Source organism: Endothiovibrio diazotrophicus (assembly GCF_054657215.1).
Map to the genome: position 1 here is coordinate 1 of NZ_BAAHXB010000009.1, position 17,892 is coordinate 17,892.

Consider the following 17,892-nt stretch of genomic DNA (forward strand, 5'->3'; position numbering starts at 1 on the left):
GACGGTGACGGTGGCGCCCGAGGTGATCCCGGCGCTGTCGGAGAAGCCGACGGTGCGCCCGCCGGCGGCGGTGAGGGTGGCCGAGGCGAGGGTCAGCGGCCCCAGGTCCGCCTTCATGGTGCCATAGTTGAACGGACCCACCGAATCGGCCTTCTGATCGTTGTCGCTGCTGTCCTTGCCGACCAGGTCGGCGCTGGTGGCGGCGCTGGCCGGGCCGGCGGCCAGCCCCAGGCCGAGCGCCAGTCCGCCGATGAGCAGGGGGGAGAAGAGGGGGGGCTTCTGCATTATGGGCTCCTCGAAAACATTGGGTTCGGTGAGTGAAACGGGGCCGCCGCCGCCAGCCGGTGTCTGTGGCCGGTGTCGTCGAATCCTTTGAAAGTGCGTTCGATGTGGCGATTTTTCCTAATCCGTTGTAGGAAAAATCTGATGCTATTCATTCTTCGCAGATGTGAAAAGCCTGTCAAGGAGGCGCGATCCCTCTATATGGAAAATCAATCAATCCGCCGGGCTTGCCGGAATCTCCCTGTTGCCGGATTGATTGTCTTAATGGGTTATTTTATATGGATAAATCGTCGCGACTCAGGGATTGTGCCGATATCCTTTCTCCAGGAAATTCCTTGGTTAAATAGCGGTTGTGTCTGAGGTCGCCGGATTGTAACGAATCGCATGACGGGGCGTTGTAGATATGGCTTGGAGTCCGGCTCCAGGGTTCGGCGGACAGCCCTGTCGCGGCGGCCGGCGAAGCGGAGCGAGCCGCCCGCCGCGTGGTGACCGGGATTGCCGGTTGCGGCTGTGGAGCGGCGCGATAAGCGAACGGGGATGGTGCGATAGGTGGCCGGTGGCGACGTTGCGCCGGGTGCAAGGGAGTGACGCCCGGCGGAAGGGGCGGTGCGGCGCGTGGAAGGGGGGCGAAAAGGGCGGGGTGGAGCCGGGCAGGGGGGAGGTCCCCGCCCTGCCGTCGCTCCGGGTCACGCCTGCGGGGCGGGGGCAGGCGATGGTCGGTTCGCTACTCGTCTTCCCACCACGTCAGCTCGACGTAGCCGCTGCCGCCGTTGCCCCCCGAGCCGTCCTCCCAGCTGCTGGAACCGCCACCGCCACCGCCGCCACGGTTTGCTGCTCCGTCAGTCGGGCTCCGGTTGTTGCTCGCGCCGCATCCGCCGCCCGGCCCACCCGCTCCGCCTCCAATCGTTCCCGCAGACGTTCCTCCGCCCCCGCCGCCGCCGAATCCGTGGATGCCGATGCCGCCGTCGCCGGAGAGCACTGGGTAATCCGTGGCGCCCCCGCCGCCGCTGCAGTGGGTCGAAAGGCCACCACGAATCTGATCGCTGGGATTCGCTAGCGTCGCTATTGCGCTGCCCCCCGGACCGCCGGCGCCGGCGCCACCGCCGCCGGAGCCGGTGCTGCTGAGTCCCCCGCCCCCTGCGGGGCCGGCCGACGTCTGTGGCGTCTCATAGCTACCGCCGCCGCCACCACCATGGGCGGTGACCGATCCGACGGTGGTGTCCGCACCCGTGGAGCCGTTGTGGCCCCAATCGTCGCCGCTGCCGCCGCCGCCTCCGGCACCGACGACGATCGGCAGGTCGGCGGTGGCCTCGAGACGGGTGATCACCACCTCGCCGCCGCCGCCGCCGCCGCCGCCGCCGCCGCTGTTGTTGCCGCCGCCGCCACCGCCGCCGCCGACGGCGAACACCTCCAGGGTGACGGTGGTGCCGGGCTTGGGGTGGGTCCAGGTGCCCGAGGTGGTGTATTTCGCCGTGCGCAGACGCTTTCCGCGCGGTCCGAGTTGAGACAGGTTCATTTCAGATAATCCTCCAGCCTTGGGTGCCATCGACGTAGCACAGTTCAATGGATTGGTTGTCGACGTCCAGGATCAGGTCCTCGGCGAGGCCGTGGATCGGGGCGCCGTTGCGGGCCACCGTCACCGGGTTGGCGGCCCAGGTGCCGGCGTGGTCGGCGAAGCGGATCCGCGTGCCGCCGGCGGGTGAGGCGGGCAGGGTGGCGGTGAAGGGGCCGCCGCTGGTTTTGCAGAAGTAGGTCCAGCCCGCCACGCCGGTGAAGTCGCTGGTGGCCTGCCCGGCCTGGTCGAGGATGGCCAGCCGCTGGTAGACCCCGGCGTGGCCGTGGTCGCCGGCGGCGACGGTGCCGGCGGCGCTGCCGACGTCGAGGGCGGCGGCGTTGCCGAGGCCGCTGATGGCGGCGGCGCTGTGGCCGTGGTCACCGGCGGCGACGGTGCCGGCGGCGCTGCCGACGTCGAGGGTGGCGGCGTTGCCGAGGCCGCTGATGGCGGCGGCGCTGTGGCCGTGGTCACCGGCGGCGACGGTGCCGGCGGCGCTGCCGACGTCGAGGGTGGCGGCGTTGCCGAGACCGCCGACGTCGGCGGCGACCAGGGTGACCGCGCCGACCTTGCCGGCGACGCTGGCCACCGCGTCGGTGTTGTCGAGGTGGTCCCAGCCGCTGCCGTTGTAGATGATGCTGTCGTTGATGCCGACCGCGCCGCCGGGCAGGGTGCCGGCCACCGCGATGCGGTAGTAGTGGCCGAGGGCCGGCGCGGCGGGGTAGCTGCCGCCGGAGGCGTCCCAGGCCCCTTGGTAGATCAGTCCGCCGAGGACCGTGGCCTGCGCCTTGGCCGCCCAGTGCAGGGCGGAGTAGTCGCTGGTGCCGGGGATCGGCGTGTTCTCGGGGTAGTTGGCGTAGTGCTGGGCGGACTCGGCGCTGTTGGCGGCTTCGGTCTCCGCGCTGCCGGCCACGGCGGCGCTGGCGGCGGCCTTGTTCGACCAGTGGAGGGCCGAGTGGTCGTCCGCGGTGCCGGGGACCACGCCGTCCTCGGCGAGGGTGGCGTAGGCGGCGGCCAGGTCGGCGCTGTCGGAGGCGTCCGAGGCGCTGCCGGAGGCGGCCTGTTCGCTGGTCTGCGCCCGGGCGGCCCAGTGGAGGGCGGAGTAGTCGCCGGGGGCGCCGGGGATCTCGCTGCCCGCGGCGCGGGTCGCGTAGTCCTGCGCCGTGGCCGCGCTGGCGGCGGCGGCCGTCTGGCTGTCGCTCGCCTTGCTCGCCCAGTGGAGGGCGGAGTAGTCGGCGGTGCCGGGGACCGTCTGGTCCAGCGCATGGGTCGCGTAGTTCTGGGCCGTGGTGGCGCTGGCGGCGGCGGCCGTCTGGCTGTCGCCCGCCTTGCTCGCCCAGTGGAGGGCGGAGTAGTCGGCGGTGCCGGGGACCGTCTGGTCCAGCGCATGGGTCGCGTAGTTCTGGGCCGTGGTGGCGCTGGCGGCGGCCGCCGTTTGGCTGTCGCCCGCCTTGCTCGCCCAGTGGAGGGCGGAGTAGTCGGCGGTGCCGGGGACCGTCTGGTCCACCGCGTGGGTCGCATAGTCCTCGGCCGTGGTGGCGCTGGCGCCGGCCTTGCTCGCCCAGTGGAGGGCCGAGTGGTCGTCCGCGGTGCCGGGGACCACGCCGTCCTCGGCGAGGGTGGCGTAGGCGGCGGCCAGGTCGGCGCTGTCGGAGGCGGCCTGCCCGCTGGTCTGCGCCTTGGCCGCCCAGTGGAGGGCGGAGTAGTCGCTGGCGGAGTCGGGGATCACGCTGTCTTGTGGATAGACGGCGTAGTGTTCCGCCTTGGTCGCGCTGGCGGCGGCATCGTCGTGGCTGGTGCCCATGTCGGCGGTCAGCTCGTCGCCCCAGCGGATCAGCTTGCTGAACAGCGGCACCAGGTTTTCGGCGTGGCCGTAGCCGCCCAGCGGGCGCTTGGCACCGTCGCTGTCGTCGTCGCTGCTGGTCCAGGTCTCGGTCGGCTCCGGGCTGTCGCCGGTGACCGTTATGGTGACTTCATCAGACATATCGTTGGATCTCCTCTGGTAACCGTGGCGCGGCGTCTAGCCGGCCTGTGGTGGGGTGTTCGCGGTGTCGGGTGGCGGGGGGCGGTGGAAGGCGCTCCCGTCGTGGGTGTCGCCGATGGTGACCGCGGAGACGTCGCCGGCGGCGACCTCGATGGCGTTTGCCCGGCGGTGGGTGGCGATCGACGCCGCGATGGCGGCGGTTTCGGCGATGATCACGTCGGTTACCACCCCGTTCGATACGATGGCGTAGCTGGACATTTCCACTCCCTCCTTATTCGACCCAGACCAGCCGGCAGTAGCCGCTGCCGCCGCTGCCGCCGGAGTACGGGCCGGAGTTGTATGAACCCGCGCCGCCGCCTCCGGCGCCGGTATTGGCGGCTGCGCTGCCACCGTTGCCTCCCGTGGACGTTCCGCCCGTGCCGCCGCCGAACGCGCCGATGCGGCCCCCGCCTGCGCCTCCGGCGCCGAATCCGCGGACGCCGGCTCCCGGCGCGTCGTCGGTGGCGCCTCCCCACGAGCCTCCTCCACCTTGTGTTCCGACGGTGACCAAGCCCCCGCGCGCACTCTCTCCGGCGCCACCGCCGCTGCCACCGGCCGCCATATTGCCAACGCTTCCTCCTCCGCACCCGCCGCTTGACGGGGGGTAGGTGCTGCCACCGTCTGTCACTGATCCGCCGCCGCCGCCGCCCAGGGCGGTACGCGAAAAGCCGCCGCCGATGGTTGAGTTGCCGCCGTTGGCCCCGCTAGAGGTGGAAGTCCCTCCGGCACCGCCGGCGCCGATCGATACCGTGAGGTCCGCGGTGGTCGATGCGACGGTCTCGATTACGGCCCCGCCGCCGCCGCCGCCGCCGCATTTGTAGGCGGGGCTCCCGGCACTGTTGCACCCGCCGCCGCCGCCGCCGCCGGCGACGAGAAACACCTGCACGGCGATCGCTCTTCCCGGCCTGGGGTGGACCCAGGTCCCGGAGGAGAAGAACTCCTGGACCTTGACGGTCCCTCCGCTCGGTACGAGATCACTCAGCATGATCATTTAAACGATCCTCCAGTCTTGGGAGATGTCCACGTAACAGCGTTCGACGGTTTGATTGGCGATGTTCCGCACCAGGTCTTCGGCGAGTCCCATGATCGGCGTGCCGTTGCGTGCCACCGTCACCGCGTTGCTGCCCCAGGTGCCGCCGTCGTCGTCGGCACTGCTGGTCCAGGTTTCGGTCGGTGTGGCGGTCCGCCAGGACCGTGATGGTGACTTCATCGGGCATGTCAAAGGATCTCTTCGAACTGCCAGGATGTACCGTTCAGGCCGTAGGCGTAGGGCTCGACGCCGTCGAGCTTGGCCAGGGTGCAGTACATGGACCGGCGCATCAGGTTGGGGGTGTCGGCGGGGTCGGGGATGACGACCAGGTCGTCGACCACGTCCACTGCCATCTGGAGGTCGTAGACCCGCTCCCATGCCTCCTGCTGGGTGAGGAAGCGGTGCTGGGCGGCGAAGGTGCGGCGGGGGTCGCGGCGGTCGTAGAAGCGCGCCCCCCCGGCCCCTTCCACCATCAGCGAGCGGCTCTGCGGTTTGGGGCTGGCGCCCCAGGAGATGTTCCACTCGGCCGCCCAGCCGGAGGAGACGAAGAGCCGGGAGAGCTCGACGTGGCCGTCGGGGTTGTCCGGGTCGGCGATCTCGATGGTGATGGCGCGCGCGCCGGAGACGGCGGGCAGCACCAGATAGTAGGGGCGGCGGTAGAGTGCGATGGTCTTCTCCAGCGGGCGTCCGTCCCACCAGTTGAGCGCGCCCCACAGCAGCGGGGCGGTGGAGGTGTACATGCGCGGGAAGACGTACACCTCGCCGGAGTCGTAGGCCTGTTCGGTCTGCGCCTCGTCGCGGTAGCTGACCACGCGGATGGTCGCTTCGCGGCTGAGGTTGCTGCGCGGGATGGCGAGCACCCGCCAGTAGATCACCCGGTCCCAGGCGACGGTGAGCCGCGTGCTGGCGGGGGTCGCGTCGCTGGACTGCGCGGCCACCGCCAGGGAGCGGTCCTGCAGGTTGGCGAGCGGCAGGGCCCAGTCGCCGCCGGAGAGCGTGCCTTGGTCGGCGAGGTTCTCCGAGGCGATTACCATTTTGTGTTGTGTCGTTGTCATGCCACCCTCGAACGGTTGCGATGGTCATTTCCCGCGGAGCGGGGCGTGCGGTTGGATGAACGGTCCATCGGTTACCCCCACACCGTCACGGTGGTCAGTCCGCGCTGGGGGTCGTCGGGGAGCAGTGCCTCGACCCGCCAGGTGCCGCCGCTGCGGCTGCCGAGCTGGGGGTGGTGGATCTCGACCATGGAGCCGCGGCGCAGCCCGCCGGTCAGCTCGCGCGGCACGGTGACGCGGTGGGTGGTGCGCTGCACGCTGTAGAGCATGCGCAGGCGGCCGGCCAGCATGTCGGCATCTCCGCGGGTCACCAGGGCGGTGTCGATGGTCATCACCTCGGCGGAGGGGTGGCGGTCGCGAATGGAGGTGTCCTCCCAGACCGCGGTGCGCCACTCCTGCTCGGCCCACGCCCGCCGCTCGGCGGTGGCGCCGTTGTCCATGGCGCGGCGCGGGGTGTGGTTGCGGGCGTAGCGCACCTCCACCCGGTAGACCAGCTGGCCGAGCATGCCGTTGGGCACGATCCGCTCCAGCTCTTCGATGTGGTGGGCCTGCCACACCGTGCCGGCGGGGGACTCGGGGACGTAGCGCAGGCCGCAGGTGAGGCGCCCGTCGGCGTCGAAGTCCCACCAGCCGTGGAGCGAGTCCATGATCCGGTCGATCACCGCGGTGACGGTCACCTCGCTGTCGAGGTAGAGACCGAGGGTGTAGGGGGTGAGGAGGTCGAGCGTGTCGAGGGCGTCCTGGTCCAGGCTGGCGGCGGTCTCGCTGCCCCACACCCGCGAGGTGACGGCGCGGATGGCGCCGGCGGCGGTCTGCGTGGTGGCGTCGACCGGGTCGAAGGTGGCGGTGCCGACGGGGTCGGTGCCGAGGGTGACGATGCCGCTGGCGAGGTCCACCGAATATTCGCCGCCCGTCGGGGTGCCGCTGGTGTAGGTGAGCGGAATCTCCTCGTCACGCGCGGCGTTGAGTCCGGTCAGCACGCCGTCGTGCAGTTGGATGCGGTGCGCGATGGTGTTGCAGTGGCGGCCGGGGACGTTCAGCGGACTGCCGATGACGATCGGCTTGGGCTGGTCCTTGAGGTCGTCGGCGGTCCCCTCGTCGCCGATGGGACCGACGTTGTCGCCCAAATAGACGTTGTCGCCCGAATAGAGGTTGTCCTGGAGCGCCACCTCCAACTCCCCGCGGCGATCCTTCACCGGCAGGGTGATGGTCGCCGGGTTGGCCTTGGAGTAGGCGATGCGGGGCATCTCCATGATGCCGACCAGCACCACCTCCCAGCCCGCCCAGGGGGTCCCCCATTCGCCGCGGCGCACCTCGATGCGGCGGCCGTCGAAGGCCCAGTCGTAGAGATGGCTCAGCGCGCCGTCGGCGTTGGTCAGCACCACCTCGCCGCCGGTGCCGTCGCGCCCGCCCTGGCCGATGGCGACATCGACGATCCGCGGCAGGTAGACCTGACGCGGCCGGTCGGGATCGCTCGGCGGGAAGGGGCGGTGGACCGAGCCGTCGGAAAAGTAGAGGGTGTGGACGACGTCGTTGGTGTCGACGGCGGCCAGTTCGATGAGATAGCCGATCACAGTCGTGCCTCCACGCGCATCTGGCGCCGTAGTTCACGCATCTCCCCGCGCACCCCGGCCAGCTCGCCCTGCAGGGCGACGACGCCCTGGGCGTGCTGCTGGCGCTCCAGCTCTGCCTGGCGGCGGGTCTCCTCCAGCAGGCTGCGCAGTTCAATGACCACGCCGCCGTTGTCGTTGGCCGCGCCGCGCAGGTCGACGCCGATGCCGTAGCGGCGCAGGACGTCGCTGGAGGTGGGATCGATGATGATCTCGCCCTGGTGGACCATCGCCAGCATGTCGTGGGGGACCGAGGCGGTGCCGGTGGCGAACTGGGGAATCCCGTATTGGTTGAGCAGGCCGACCAGTTGCTCTTCGGTGATGTTGAAGAGGGCGCTCACCTCGGCCATGCTCTTGCCGGCGGAATCGGCCGCGAAGGCGAGCAGCGACACCCGCTTGGCGTCGTCGTAGTCGGCTTTGTACAGCGCTTCGGCGTAGCGGTACAGGTCGTTGCCCGCAGCCTCTCCCAGCGTTTGGGTGCCGGCGTCCTCGGTCAGTTGCCAGCCCGTGGCAAGGGTCCGCCAGTCGACCACCCAGTCGTTGTTCGCGCCGTAGGTGAGGGCGCCCGTCAGGTCGTACCACTTCGCCACCTGGGTCGCCGGGTCGTAGGAGACGGCCCCGCTACCGGCGTAGTAGAAGGCGAAATCGGAGGGGTTGCCGATGTTGTTCACCGACCACGCCGAGGTGGTCGGGGCGCTGCCGGCCGTCGTGCCGCTGCCGGTCGTCGTGTTGCTGCGGGTCGTCGTGTTGCTGCCGGCCGTTGTGCCGCTGCCGGCCGTTGTGCCGCTGCCGGTCGTCGTAGGGTTGCCGAACAGGGGCAGGTCGTTTCCGTTGAGGGCGTCGATGACGTTCTGTTCGGTGAGATCGAAGATCCCCGCCACGTCGGCCATCGAGAGGCCGATGGAGTCTGCGGCGACACTCAGCGCCTGATAGCGGTCGTGGTCGCTGTAGGCGGCTTGGGCCAGCAGTTCGTTGTAACGCAACAACTGGTTGCCCGCGGCGGCCTCGATCGTCGAGGTGCCGAGGGAAGCATCCAGTCCGAAAGCGCTGGACAGGCCGTTCCAGCCGACGATCCAGTCGCCGTTCTGGCCCGCCACTTCCCGCCCCAGCAGGTCGTAGCTCCTCGCCTGCTGGGTCGTCGGGTCGTAGTAGATGGCGCCGGTGTCGGTGAGGTAGTAGGCGAGCTGGGTGGGGGCGTCGTCGGTGATCTCTCCCCGTCCGCTGGCGACGTGCTGGGCATCCTCCTGCGAGACTTCCCCGCCGCCCCCCAGCGCCTCGAAGGTCAGCGTGGCGAGGGCGTCGGCGACGTCGCCGAGGGTATTGTTGAGGCGCTTGAGTTCCTCGAGGTTCGCTCGCCGGGTGTTTTCGACCTCGGTGTCGAAGTTCGATTCGTCGAGGGGGGCGTCCCTGTTGCCGCCGAGTTCGGCACCGAGGTCGTTGAGCTCGCGGGTGACTTCGCTCCAGATGTCCTTCCCGGAGGTGGAGGAGGCCCAGTACTCGCGGGCGAATTGGGCGTACTCCTGGCCCGCCGCGGCGAGACTGTCGGCGGTCTCGGTGCTCAGGTCGCCGCTCAGCGCTTCGTCCTTGGCGGCCGTGAGCTGGTCGTCCCAGGCGGTCTCCAGCTTGTCGAGCTTCTCGCGGTTGGATAGGTAGCTGTTGTCGCCGGTGTTCAGCTCGGCGACCATGTCGAACAGGGTGCGGACGCTTTCGCGGGTCGCTTCGATGGTGGCGATGCGCGCCTCGTTTTCCTCCATCACCGCATCGACGTACCGGTTGGCCAGGTCGATCCGCTCCTGGAGCATCTCCGCGCCGGCGTTGTCCGGGGTGAGATTGAGCTGCTCCCAGACCTGGGTCCGGAGGGTGGCCAAGTCGGTTTCGGGGGTCGACGACAGCTCGGCGATCCGGTCATCGAGGGTATCGTGCAGATTGCCCAGTTCGCCGGCGAGCAGGTCGAAGGTGTCGATGATGCTGTCGTGGGTGGCCTGCGCGGCGTTCCTGGCAGCCTCCTCTCCCTCCTCCATGGCCTTCCACAGGATGCCGAGGTAGCCGGCGAGGTCGTCTGCTGAGAGGGTCAGGTCTCCGAGCTTCTGTTTGACTCGCTCGAAGCTTCCCGGTTCGAGTAACCAGTCCCGAATACCCGTCAACTCATCGCGGTTCGGCAGGTGGTCCAGCTGGAACAGCCGGGCGACGTCGATCGGCTTCGGGTCGGGTACGCCGCCGAGTGCGGAGACGAGGCTGTCGATGTAGTCGTCCTTTACCCGCTGCTCCTCGGCCTCCTGGAGCTTGAGGATCTTGGCTGCCGTTTCGGCGCTGGTGTCACCCAGCCCCTCGGCTCTGGCGCTCATCTCCTCGAATTTGTCGCTGACCTCCGCCAGGCGGAGCTGGACATCGGTGTAGTTGAGACGATCGACCTGGCGGTCCAGATCCTTTATCCAGTCGCCGAGCGGGTCGCTGTCATCGCTGCCATTGCTGCCGGTGCCCGACAGCGAAGCGCTGGGGAACGAGACGATGGGCGAGACCTGGTTGTAGGCGCTGCTGCCGATCTTCTGGAGGGTGGATTGCACCCCTGCCATGGCGCTCTGCACCTCCGGGTCGGAGAGTACCGCGCCGAGGGTTTCGAGGGTGGCCTCCACGCCGTTGACGATGCTCGCCAACTGCTCGGCGGCGAGCTGCCCACCGGTGACCATCGCCACCTCGGCGACGGTGCCGCCGGTGGCCAGGTCGGTGGCGGCGGCGGCGGTGGAGGCGAGCAGGGGCTGGATCACCCCCTGGTAGATGGTGTCGCCGATCACCGAGAAGACGGCGCCGTAGATGTCCTGGTAGAACGATTCGGTGAACCAGTTGGCGAAGCGCAGTCCGGCGTCCTGGGCGTTTTCCGCGGAGAAGACCGCATCGAACAGCTGCTGGCCCACCTGTTCGGGTTGGATGTCGCTGAACAGCACCGCCGCCGCCGCTTGGCCGCGCGCCATCGCCAAGCCGTTCTCCAGCTCGGTGTATTCTTCCAGATCGAGTCCGGCCGAGGTCAGCGTGTTACGCCACTGCTCCACCTGCTTGTCGACCGCGACGAGGGCGGTCACCAGCTCATTCGCCGGTGTGCCGGAACCGGTGAGCGCACCGGTGAGCGCCTGCAGCGCTTCGCTGGAAATCTCCCCGCTTTCGGATGCCTCGCGCAGTTGGTTGATGGCGAGCACGCCTTCGGCTGCCAGCCGCTCGGTGCCGACCAGCACCCCCTCTCCATTGTCCAGCGCATCGCGGATTACCGCCAGCCGCTCCTCGGCGGTCTCGGCCGCAGCGATCGCGCCGTCGGTGGCGTTGTTGACCACCGCACCAAGCCACTCCTCGAGGAACCGGTCGATCGACGACGACTGACGGTCGCCTCCTGGCGTGTCGCCGAAGAACAGCGTGCCTGGGTCCCAACTGGAGAAGTCCTGGGCACCGAAGCTGGCGGTCAGCGCGCTGTCGATCGACTGGAGCGCGGCCAGCATCTGGGCACCGACTTCGAGGTCACCGTCGCTGTAGACCCCGACGGTCATGCCGGAGTCGAGCTGGCCACCGGTGGTCCATCCGCTCGAAGGGTCGCTGAAGTCGATCCGGCCGGAGGGGTCGAGTCCGGCATAAGACCAGACGTCCTTATCCTCAAATATCCCGCTGCCGATAAGCAGCACTGCGGCGGCCACTGCCCAGGTCGCAGGGTTCGCGGCGAGCGCTGCGATCTCCCCGCCGATACCCGCAGATGCAGTGCCTGTGGCTGCGGTGCCGGCCGCCGCCGTCGTCGCCGCCGTCGTAGTCGCCGCCGCCGTAGTGGCTGCGGGGATTGCCGTCACGGTGCCCGTTGCCGCCGCCGTGCTCGCCGCCGGGATCGTCGTCAACGACGCCGTGGCGGCAGGGATCGCCGTCACCGGCCCCGTCGTGGCGGCAAAATATGCGTTTGCTGCGTAAGACGATCCTGCCGTCATCCCCATCGACGCCAGCGTATTGCCGATTGTCCCCTGAGATACGCCCATGGCGGTCCCCACCGTTTGCACGACGGGGACGATGATTGGCTGTGCGATCGCCAAGGTCGCCATCTCGGCGAGCATCTTCCGGAAACCGGAGAGCATGTTGTCGAAGAAATCGTCGGCCGCGTCGGCATTGCCGCTTAGTAATCCGTCGAACAGGGAAGTGAAACCGTCGGTGAACGACCCGGCCCAATTCGTGAAAATCGATTCGTAAGCTTCAGTCGCCTGTTGTGCAAGTTTCTTTGCCTCCGTTTCATCATATAGCGCAGCCACTCGCTCGCGAATCGCTTCAGTCTCTTCTCGGCTCTTCCCTGCGGCAAGTTGACGGGTGCGGGTCTCGATCTCACGTTCGCGAGTGGTCATGCCGATCAGTTCGCGTTCTCGGTCAAGTTCGTCGAGAATCTCCCCCATCGACCGGCCGTAGGCTTTTTTGAGTTCGAGTTCTTCCTGTTCGGCCGCCTCCAGTTGACGCCAGGCGTCCGCCTCTTCCAGGGCGGCATCAATCCGTTCTTTTGCGGATTTCGTGAGTTCTTCGTTGCCGAGTTTATCGGCCTCGACATAGAGGCGGCGTCGTTCCAGCTCTTGGCTATTCAGCCCAAGCGTTTCGTTCATTTCACGGAGCTTTCCGATCAATTGATCGTAAGCGGCCTTTTGCCTATCGGTCGGGCCGCCGTCGCCTCCTGTATTAGTCAGTTCCTTCTGCTGCGCCTCCAGCTCGGAGAGGAGCTCATCTTTGTGTTTCAATTGCTTGGAGAGTTGCTCGATCTCCTGATCCAGCTTCTCCGCCCGGCTTCTGTTTCCGGCGCGTCGCAGATCCTTTGACTCGGCGCGGGTCTTGAGATCACCGAGTTCGGCGGCGCCTTCGGCGATCTCTTTTCGCAGGGCACGAATGTCGGACTCCAGATCGAGCGCGCGGACCTCCTGCATGTTGCCCTTTAGTGAGGCGAGCTTCCGATCCCAGTCCTGGGTGGATTCTGCGGCCTCGTTCGTAGAGAGCGCATAGGCCGCCACGCCGCTCGCTACTGTGAGAGCGAGGCCGACGGGGCCGCCGAGGACAGCAAGTGCTCCGGATGCGAGGCGACTCGCTCCGGAGAGTAGGGTGAGTCCGGCTGCGCGAGTCCGTTCGGCGAGCGTCGCGCGCGACATCGCGGCGGCGACCGCATTCGTCGCGAATAGGTTTTGTTGGGCTCCGGTCACCACCTGCAAGTGGGAGGCGTATTCGGCTGCCAGTCCCGAGATCAGTTGACTGGTGTTAGCGGACGTCGCCAATTTGACTGCCCCCAGGGCGCCAAGGGAGCTCCCGGCGACCGTCGCAACGGTGCTCACGGTATCGAGATTTTCACGTACCGATTGGAGACCGTTGGCCAGTTCCTGTCCCCACTCACCGGTGCTGTCGGCGATCGGTTCGCCGAGTGCCCGTACCAGCAGCGTGTACTCTGTGGAGATGTCGTTGTAGACGGAGGTGAGGTTGTCGGCGCCGCGCGCGGCGGCTCCTTCGTACCCTTGGAGGGCTTGGATCAGTGTGCTCTTGAAGAACTCACTGGTCACCTTGCCCTCAGTGACCAGTTTGCGGAAGCCGCCGGCGGGTAACCCCGCCGCATCGTCGAGACGCTGGAGCAGCCCAGGAACCGGTCCCACCGCCTGGTCGAAGGCCCTCCAATTCACCGTGCCGGTGCCGAGTGTGCGATTCAGGCCACCCATCACCGCCGCCATGTCGGTGGTGGAGATGGCGTTGGCCTTCGACGCTTCGGTCAGCCCGACCAGGATCCGGCGCGCCTCGCTGGCGCTCACGGCGCCCGCATTCTGCAGCGGGAGCAGTTTGGCGTAGCCGTTGCTCAGATCGTCGATGTTGGTGTGCAGGGCGCGCGCCGTGGTGTGCAGCCACTGCTGGGCCTCCGCCAGCCCCGCCGCGCTGCCGGTCAGGCCGCGCAGTCGCGTCTCCAGCTCTTGGCCCACGGTGACGAGTTCGGCGGCATCCTTGACCGCAGCGCCCACCATGTTCTTCGCGGCATTGGCCAGACTGGCCTTGACCGCGCCGATCATCTTGCTTTGGCTGAGGGTGGCTTTGCGTGCCGTCTCATCGGCACGCTCGAGTTCGCTGGCAATGCGGCGAATGGTATTCACCACCTCGGCGCCCGAGGGGGTGAACTGGATCGCAAGGGTGTAGAGGTTATCGGCCATGGTCGCTACTGTGGATCGCCTGGAGGGCTTCGCCCTCGATGAGTTGGAGCTGCTGGAGCAGCCCGTCGTCGGGCCAACGGCCCATGGATTCCATCGTGTTGCGGACCCACACGGGGTCGAGGTAGAGCTCGGCGGCCGTCATCCCACCGCGCACCAGGTAACGCGAGAGGCGCACCCAGAGCAGGGCGGCATCGACGTTCTCCGGGTAGAGGCGGGGCAACTGCCCCTCCTCCTCTCGTGCCGCCTTCAGCGCGTCGTGCGCCTCCGGCGGCGCCCCCCACGCCTCCAGGTCATCCGCTAGCTCGTCGCGCCCTTGGACTTTGCCGCGGGCTTGGCCGCGGGCTTGGCCCCAGCGGCGGCCGAACTCGCGGAGTTTCCCAGGGCGGCCTGCTTGCGCCCCATGAAGTGGCCGTAGAGGGCGTTGACCAGCAGGTCGCGGATGTCGCCGTTGGCGAGCAGCTGAGCGCCCAGCTCGTCGGACCAGGCGAGCTCCCCGCCTTTCTCATCGACCAGCCCCTCGGCGCCGATCAGCATGGACGGCATGCGCTCGGCGACCCACTTGCGGCGGTCGTGCTCGACCACCTGGTTGACCACGCCGAGCGCCTGGGTGCGCTGGGTGAGGGTGGCCGCCGCCTCCTTGTCGCCGGTGCCGGCGACCACCTGCTGGTAGAGCTCGGAGAGCTCGATCAGCTGGGCGCCGATGCGGTCGGCGTAGGCGACGAAGGTGTCGCGCTCGGCGGTGCTCGGGGTGCGGAAATGGGCGGTGAAGCCGGCGCCGCTGTCTTCGTCCCAAACGACCGGAAGTTTGATGCGGTCGATCAGATTCAACGTGAGATTCATGGTGTGCTCCTTCCTTTTTTGGGGGGGTCGCCTTAGAGAATGGTGACGGTCAGCTCGTCGTCGCCGGTGGTGGGGATGAACGTCAGGTTCGCCTCGATGGTGCGCACGCCGTCCTTCTCGCCGTACTTCGGCTGCAGCAGCTGCACGATGGGGGCGTCGACCTGGACGATGTTGCCGCCGGTGGTGCCGTGGACGAGCTCCAGGGTGCCGCTGGCGTTGTTCTTGGCCTGGGTGAAGGGGTTGAAGGTGGAGAGCGCTTCGGCGTCGAAGACCACCCGGCCGGTCACCAGCCGCTCGTTGATGATCACGCCCTCGCTGTTGACCACGTTGCGGTGGGCCACCTGATTGCCCAGGTCGATCTCCAGCTCATGCATGTTGAGGTCCTGGCCGAACAGCCGGAACGTGGTGGTGTTGTCCTTTTCCACCGGGAGCGGGTCGATCCAGGGGGAGAAGTCGGTGGCAGGCTCGCCTTCGCTCAGCGGGCCTTTCCAGAGCCCCTTCATGGTGAAGCTGAAGGTGGGGGTGGCTCCGGCGGTGAAGCTCATCTTGACGCTGCCGCGGCAGCCGGTGGTGGAGTGCTTCTGGCCGTCGAAGTACATGAACTGGGTCATCGACTCGTGGCCGTTGGAGCGCGGTTTGTAGACGGCATCGACCGAATCGGTGACGGTCTCTTCCATGCCGCAGGCGCGCAGCAGCGTGCCGTAGGCCGGGGCGATTCCCGCGGTGCCGCTGCCGGCAACCGCCACGTCGAAGGTGCTGCCGACGTGGGTACCGACGTGGATCTCCTTCTCCGAACCCATGTAGGGCCGGTCGTAGTTCATCTTGACGGTCGAGCCCTCCAGGGGCTGGATCACCAGATTGGAGGTGCGCACCGCGGCGGTGGAGGAGGCCTCGGTGTTGTAGGAGACGTCCTCCAACCCGGCCATCAGCAGCTTCTTGGTAAACATCAACATCGTTTAGTTTCTCCTCGTTGGAGGTCGGCGCCCCATGCGCCCCTCCGTTGTGGTTCGAGCCCCCGGCGGTTGCCGGGAGACCTCGCGGTTGGCCGATTCGGCCCTGGCTGGTTCGGGGACCGGCGGCCCCCGCTTGGTTTCTCTCCGTCTCGTCGGGGGCCAGATTAGTCAGCGGGGCGGGGGGACTCGATTAATCCCGGTTAATGAATCGCCGGCCGTCGATGCGCTGCGCGGTGGCGTGCGCAAGCGTGGGCGGACGTGGGCGGACATGGGATACGCGGACGGCGGGAGCGCTTTGCAAAGCGCTTTGCGGCGCCGTTTCCGGCAGACGGTAGCCGTGGGCACGGCTGGGTGGCGTGGCTCGGTGTGTGGGAGAAGGGGAGAAGGGGAGAGGCGGAGAAGGGGAGAGGAGATTGTGGCGGGGCGGCTGCCGGTGGGGCGCGGACAAAAAAAATGGCGGGACAAGCCCGCCATAATCTGTCGAAAAACACCCTTACCAATCGGTCATCGTCGCGCGTCCTGCAGCAGGTAGGCCTGGATCTGGCGTAGCGTCTCGTGGGTCCCCTTGAACTCGCCGATGAGCTGTTTCAGCTCGCCGGAGAGCAGGTCGAGACGGTGGTGGACCCGTCCGATGTCGTCGTGGCTCGGTCCCTGGCGCACCGCCTCCTCCACCCGCGAGAGACGTTCCGCGTGCTCGTCGAGCCGGGTATCCACTTCGCTCTCCAACTGCTGGATGCGGTTGGTGGTCACCCGCTCGCGGCTGGTGATGTAGACGTAGACGCCGAGGAGGGTGGTCAATCCGAGCTGGGTCAGCTCGAACCAGAATCGTGCCGCTTCGTAGTTCATCGGCGCGTCACCCGCGCACGTCGCTCGCGCCGTTCCGCGCACTCCACGCAGAGCCCGCGGGGCCTGCGGTGGTGGTTCAACGGCTCTTCGCAGTCGGCGCAGCAGGCGACGCCTTCGATCCGCACCGCCACCGCCTTCGCGGCGGCAGCGCGCGCGCGCTGCGCGGCCAACGCCGCGCGCCGTTCGCGCTCTTCTCCTGCCGATGCCTGATCGACCAGATCACCCCATTCGCCCATATCGCCACCGACCTCGAAGGGACCCTCAGCGGGTCAGCGCACCCTTCGCGCTCAGCCGCCCCCAGGCAGCGAGCAGTGCGCCGATTCCAGCCACTCCCTGCTGTACCACGTACTCCGCACCCTGCGGGTCGATTTCAAGGCCCAGATCGGGGGCGAAATGGGCCAGTGCGGCCACGGCGATGCCGATCAGGGTCTTCGATTGCCACCACGGTTTGTCGGCGGCATCCAGCGAAAGAAGCGTTGTCATTGCGGTGGATCTCCAGGGGGCCAGGCCCATCGATGCGGTCTCCCCCAGGGTTGGCGAGACCCGCCGGGCGTGAGAGGACGCCCGGAGGAAGGAGCGGGGAGACCGCATCGATGGACCCGGAAAACGAGCCGCTCCGCGGTCGATGGCGCCGGATGGCCCATCGATCGCGGTGCGGGGTATCAGTTCAACACGTGACCGGATGGCGGCTGCTGGGCCGTCCACCACGCCCGGACGTCGAAGCCCGGACAGCGCTTGGTCACTCCCGGCAAGTCCCGGTGTCCCACCACCTGCGCGTCCGGGTAGCGCTCTTTCAGCGAGCGCACCAGCCACAACAGCGCATCCCACTGCGCCGTGGTGAAGGCGTCGGTGCCGATCAGGCAGATCCCGATCGAGGTGCGGTTGTAGCCCCGTGCGTGGGCCCCGCGCTCGGCGTCCGAGCGGCCGTGTTGCACCTGCCCCGAGAGCAGGATCACGCGGTGATAGCCGATGTGCGGAAGGTCCCGGCGGGAGGGGAGCCGATCCAGTGGCCCGCGATCGAATCCGCGCTGTGCGTGCCACGCGTCGATTTCCGCGGCGTCGTGATGCCGGCCGTTCGGCGTGGCCGCGCAGTGGATGACGATCCGCTCGATCGTCCGGCCACCGGCCGGCGGATGGGTGGGTTGGGTTGCCATGGTGCCAAGGTAGAACGGTGGCAGGAGGCGATCGATTAACCGGCTTTAAGAAACGGAAGAGGAAGAAAAATGGCGCGGAGCGGCAAAAGAGGGCGCGAAAGCCTCGGAACAGGCGCTTCGCATAGGTCGGAAAAATGACTTTTCTCTCATCTTTTTGCTGATCACATATCAGCATTTTCCTTTATTTATAAGTGATTTCCTACAAACGAGTAAGAAAAAACTGATGCGCCACTTCTTGCTTACCAAACGTGTCGTCAAAAATACAACAGCGGGACGCGGGGGCATCGCGAATGCGGAGACGGGTAACGCCCTCCCGAAGGCTCCCGCTCGGGAAATAGTGGACCTTAGACCGATTGACCATGATGAGATCC

Annotated in this window: 16 protein-coding genes; all 16 read right to left on the bottom strand. The window is 67.8% G+C overall.

All coding sequences use genetic code 11. The features are described 5' to 3' along the window. Window positions 1-285: hypothetical protein (locus ACYQ2W_RS04055; protein WP_459863485.1), on the bottom strand; the 285-nt coding region annotated here is incomplete at its 3' end. 721 nt (window positions 286-1,006) lie between these two features. Next, window positions 1,007-1,798: a glycine-rich domain-containing protein gene (locus tag ACYQ2W_RS04060; RefSeq protein WP_459863487.1), complete on the bottom strand. Its 792-nt coding sequence runs from the start codon at window positions 1,796-1,798 to the stop codon at window positions 1,007-1,009. A 1-nt stretch (window position 1,799) separates the two neighbouring features. Next, window positions 1,800-3,818 carry a hypothetical protein gene (locus tag ACYQ2W_RS04065; RefSeq protein WP_459863489.1) on the bottom strand — a complete coding sequence of 673 codons (2,019 nt, stop codon included), beginning with the start codon at window positions 3,816-3,818 and terminating at the stop codon, window positions 1,800-1,802. 36 nt (window positions 3,819-3,854) lie between these two features. After that, window positions 3,855-4,076, bottom strand: a complete 222-nt coding sequence (locus ACYQ2W_RS04070) for a hypothetical protein (RefSeq protein ID WP_459863491.1) — start codon at window positions 4,074-4,076, stop codon at window positions 3,855-3,857. Between the two features lie 13 nt (window positions 4,077-4,089). After that, window positions 4,090-4,848 (bottom strand): glycine-rich domain-containing protein, encoded by a 759-nt coding sequence (locus tag ACYQ2W_RS04075; RefSeq protein ID WP_459863493.1) that lies wholly within the window; start codon window positions 4,846-4,848, stop codon window positions 4,090-4,092. Continuing rightward, on the bottom strand, window positions 4,849-5,067 hold the full coding sequence (locus ACYQ2W_RS04080; protein ID WP_459863495.1) for a hypothetical protein: 219 nt from the start codon (window positions 5,065-5,067) through the stop codon (window positions 4,849-4,851). Between the two features lie 8 nt (window positions 5,068-5,075). After that, complete coding sequence (locus ACYQ2W_RS04085) at window positions 5,076-5,921, bottom strand: hypothetical protein (RefSeq protein WP_459863497.1); 846 nt, start codon at window positions 5,919-5,921, stop codon at window positions 5,076-5,078. A 92-nt stretch (window positions 5,922-6,013) separates the two neighbouring features. Next, the gene (locus ACYQ2W_RS04090; protein WP_459863499.1) at window positions 6,014-7,513 is read right to left on the bottom strand and encodes a hypothetical protein; all 1,500 of its coding nucleotides are present in this window, start codon (window positions 7,511-7,513) and stop codon (window positions 6,014-6,016) included. After that, entirely contained in the window at window positions 7,510-13,728 is a 6,219-nt protein-coding gene (locus ACYQ2W_RS04095) for a tape measure protein (RefSeq protein WP_459863501.1), read from the bottom strand. Before ACYQ2W_RS04095 ends, ACYQ2W_RS04090 begins: the two co-directional genes overlap by 4 nt. Further along, window positions 13,718-13,948, bottom strand: coding sequence for a hypothetical protein (locus ACYQ2W_RS04100; protein WP_459863502.1), 231 nt, complete (start codon window positions 13,946-13,948; stop codon window positions 13,718-13,720). Before ACYQ2W_RS04100 ends, ACYQ2W_RS04095 begins: the two co-directional genes overlap by 11 nt. A 77-nt stretch (window positions 13,949-14,025) precedes the next feature. Next, on the bottom strand, window positions 14,026-14,568 hold the full coding sequence (locus ACYQ2W_RS04105) for a hypothetical protein (protein WP_459863504.1): 543 nt from the start codon (window positions 14,566-14,568) through the stop codon (window positions 14,026-14,028). A 32-nt stretch (window positions 14,569-14,600) separates the two neighbouring features. Beyond that, window positions 14,601-15,521, bottom strand: coding sequence for a phage tail tube protein (locus ACYQ2W_RS04110; RefSeq protein ID WP_459863506.1), 921 nt, complete (start codon window positions 15,519-15,521; stop codon window positions 14,601-14,603). A gap of 504 nt (window positions 15,522-16,025) precedes the next feature. Next, window positions 16,026-16,367, bottom strand: coding sequence for a DUF2730 family protein (locus ACYQ2W_RS04115; RefSeq protein ID WP_459863508.1), 342 nt, complete (start codon window positions 16,365-16,367; stop codon window positions 16,026-16,028). After that, window positions 16,364-16,603 carry a hypothetical protein gene (locus ACYQ2W_RS04120; RefSeq protein ID WP_459863510.1) on the bottom strand — a complete coding sequence of 80 codons (240 nt, stop codon included), beginning with the start codon at window positions 16,601-16,603 and terminating at the stop codon, window positions 16,364-16,366. Before ACYQ2W_RS04120 ends, ACYQ2W_RS04115 begins: the two co-directional genes overlap by 4 nt. 25 nt (window positions 16,604-16,628) lie before the next feature. Continuing rightward, on the bottom strand, window positions 16,629-16,850 hold the full coding sequence (locus ACYQ2W_RS04125; RefSeq protein WP_459863512.1) for a hypothetical protein: 222 nt from the start codon (window positions 16,848-16,850) through the stop codon (window positions 16,629-16,631). A gap of 179 nt (window positions 16,851-17,029) precedes the next feature. After that, complete coding sequence (locus ACYQ2W_RS04130) at window positions 17,030-17,521, bottom strand: N-acetylmuramoyl-L-alanine amidase (RefSeq protein ID WP_459863514.1); 492 nt, start codon at window positions 17,519-17,521, stop codon at window positions 17,030-17,032. Window positions 17,522-17,892: the final 371 nt, after the last annotated feature.

Excerpts from the sequence above, each read along its gene's own strand:
- ACYQ2W_RS04120 (WP_459863510.1), bottom strand. The coding sequence starts at position 16,603 with ATGGGCGAATGGGGTGATCTGGTCGATCAGGCATCGGCAGGAGAAGAG.
- ACYQ2W_RS04095 (WP_459863501.1), bottom strand. The coding sequence starts at position 13,728 with ATGGCCGATAACCTCTACACCCTTGCGATCCAGTTCACCCCCTCGGGC.
- ACYQ2W_RS04110 (WP_459863506.1), bottom strand. The coding sequence starts at position 15,521 with ATGTTGATGTTTACCAAGAAGCTGCTGATGGCCGGGTTGGAGGACGTC.
- ACYQ2W_RS04080 (WP_459863495.1), bottom strand. The coding sequence starts at position 5,067 with ATGAAGTCACCATCACGGTCCTGGCGGACCGCCACACCGACCGAAACC.
- ACYQ2W_RS04060 (WP_459863487.1), bottom strand. The coding sequence starts at position 1,798 with ATGAACCTGTCTCAACTCGGACCGCGCGGAAAGCGTCTGCGCACGGCG.
- ACYQ2W_RS04125 (WP_459863512.1), bottom strand. The coding sequence starts at position 16,850 with ATGACAACGCTTCTTTCGCTGGATGCCGCCGACAAACCGTGGTGGCAA.
- ACYQ2W_RS04070 (WP_459863491.1), bottom strand. The coding sequence starts at position 4,076 with ATGTCCAGCTACGCCATCGTATCGAACGGGGTGGTAACCGACGTGATC.
- ACYQ2W_RS04075 (WP_459863493.1), bottom strand. The coding sequence starts at position 4,848 with ATGATCATGCTGAGTGATCTCGTACCGAGCGGAGGGACCGTCAAGGTC.
- ACYQ2W_RS04065 (WP_459863489.1), bottom strand. The coding sequence starts at position 3,818 with ATGTCTGATGAAGTCACCATAACGGTCACCGGCGACAGCCCGGAGCCG.
- ACYQ2W_RS04115 (WP_459863508.1), bottom strand. The coding sequence starts at position 16,367 with ATGAACTACGAAGCGGCACGATTCTGGTTCGAGCTGACCCAGCTCGGA.
- ACYQ2W_RS04105 (WP_459863504.1), bottom strand. The coding sequence starts at position 14,568 with ATGAATCTCACGTTGAATCTGATCGACCGCATCAAACTTCCGGTCGTT.
- ACYQ2W_RS04085 (WP_459863497.1), bottom strand. The coding sequence starts at position 5,921 with ATGGTAATCGCCTCGGAGAACCTCGCCGACCAAGGCACGCTCTCCGGC.
- ACYQ2W_RS04130 (WP_459863514.1), bottom strand. The coding sequence starts at position 17,521 with ATGGCAACCCAACCCACCCATCCGCCGGCCGGTGGCCGGACGATCGAG.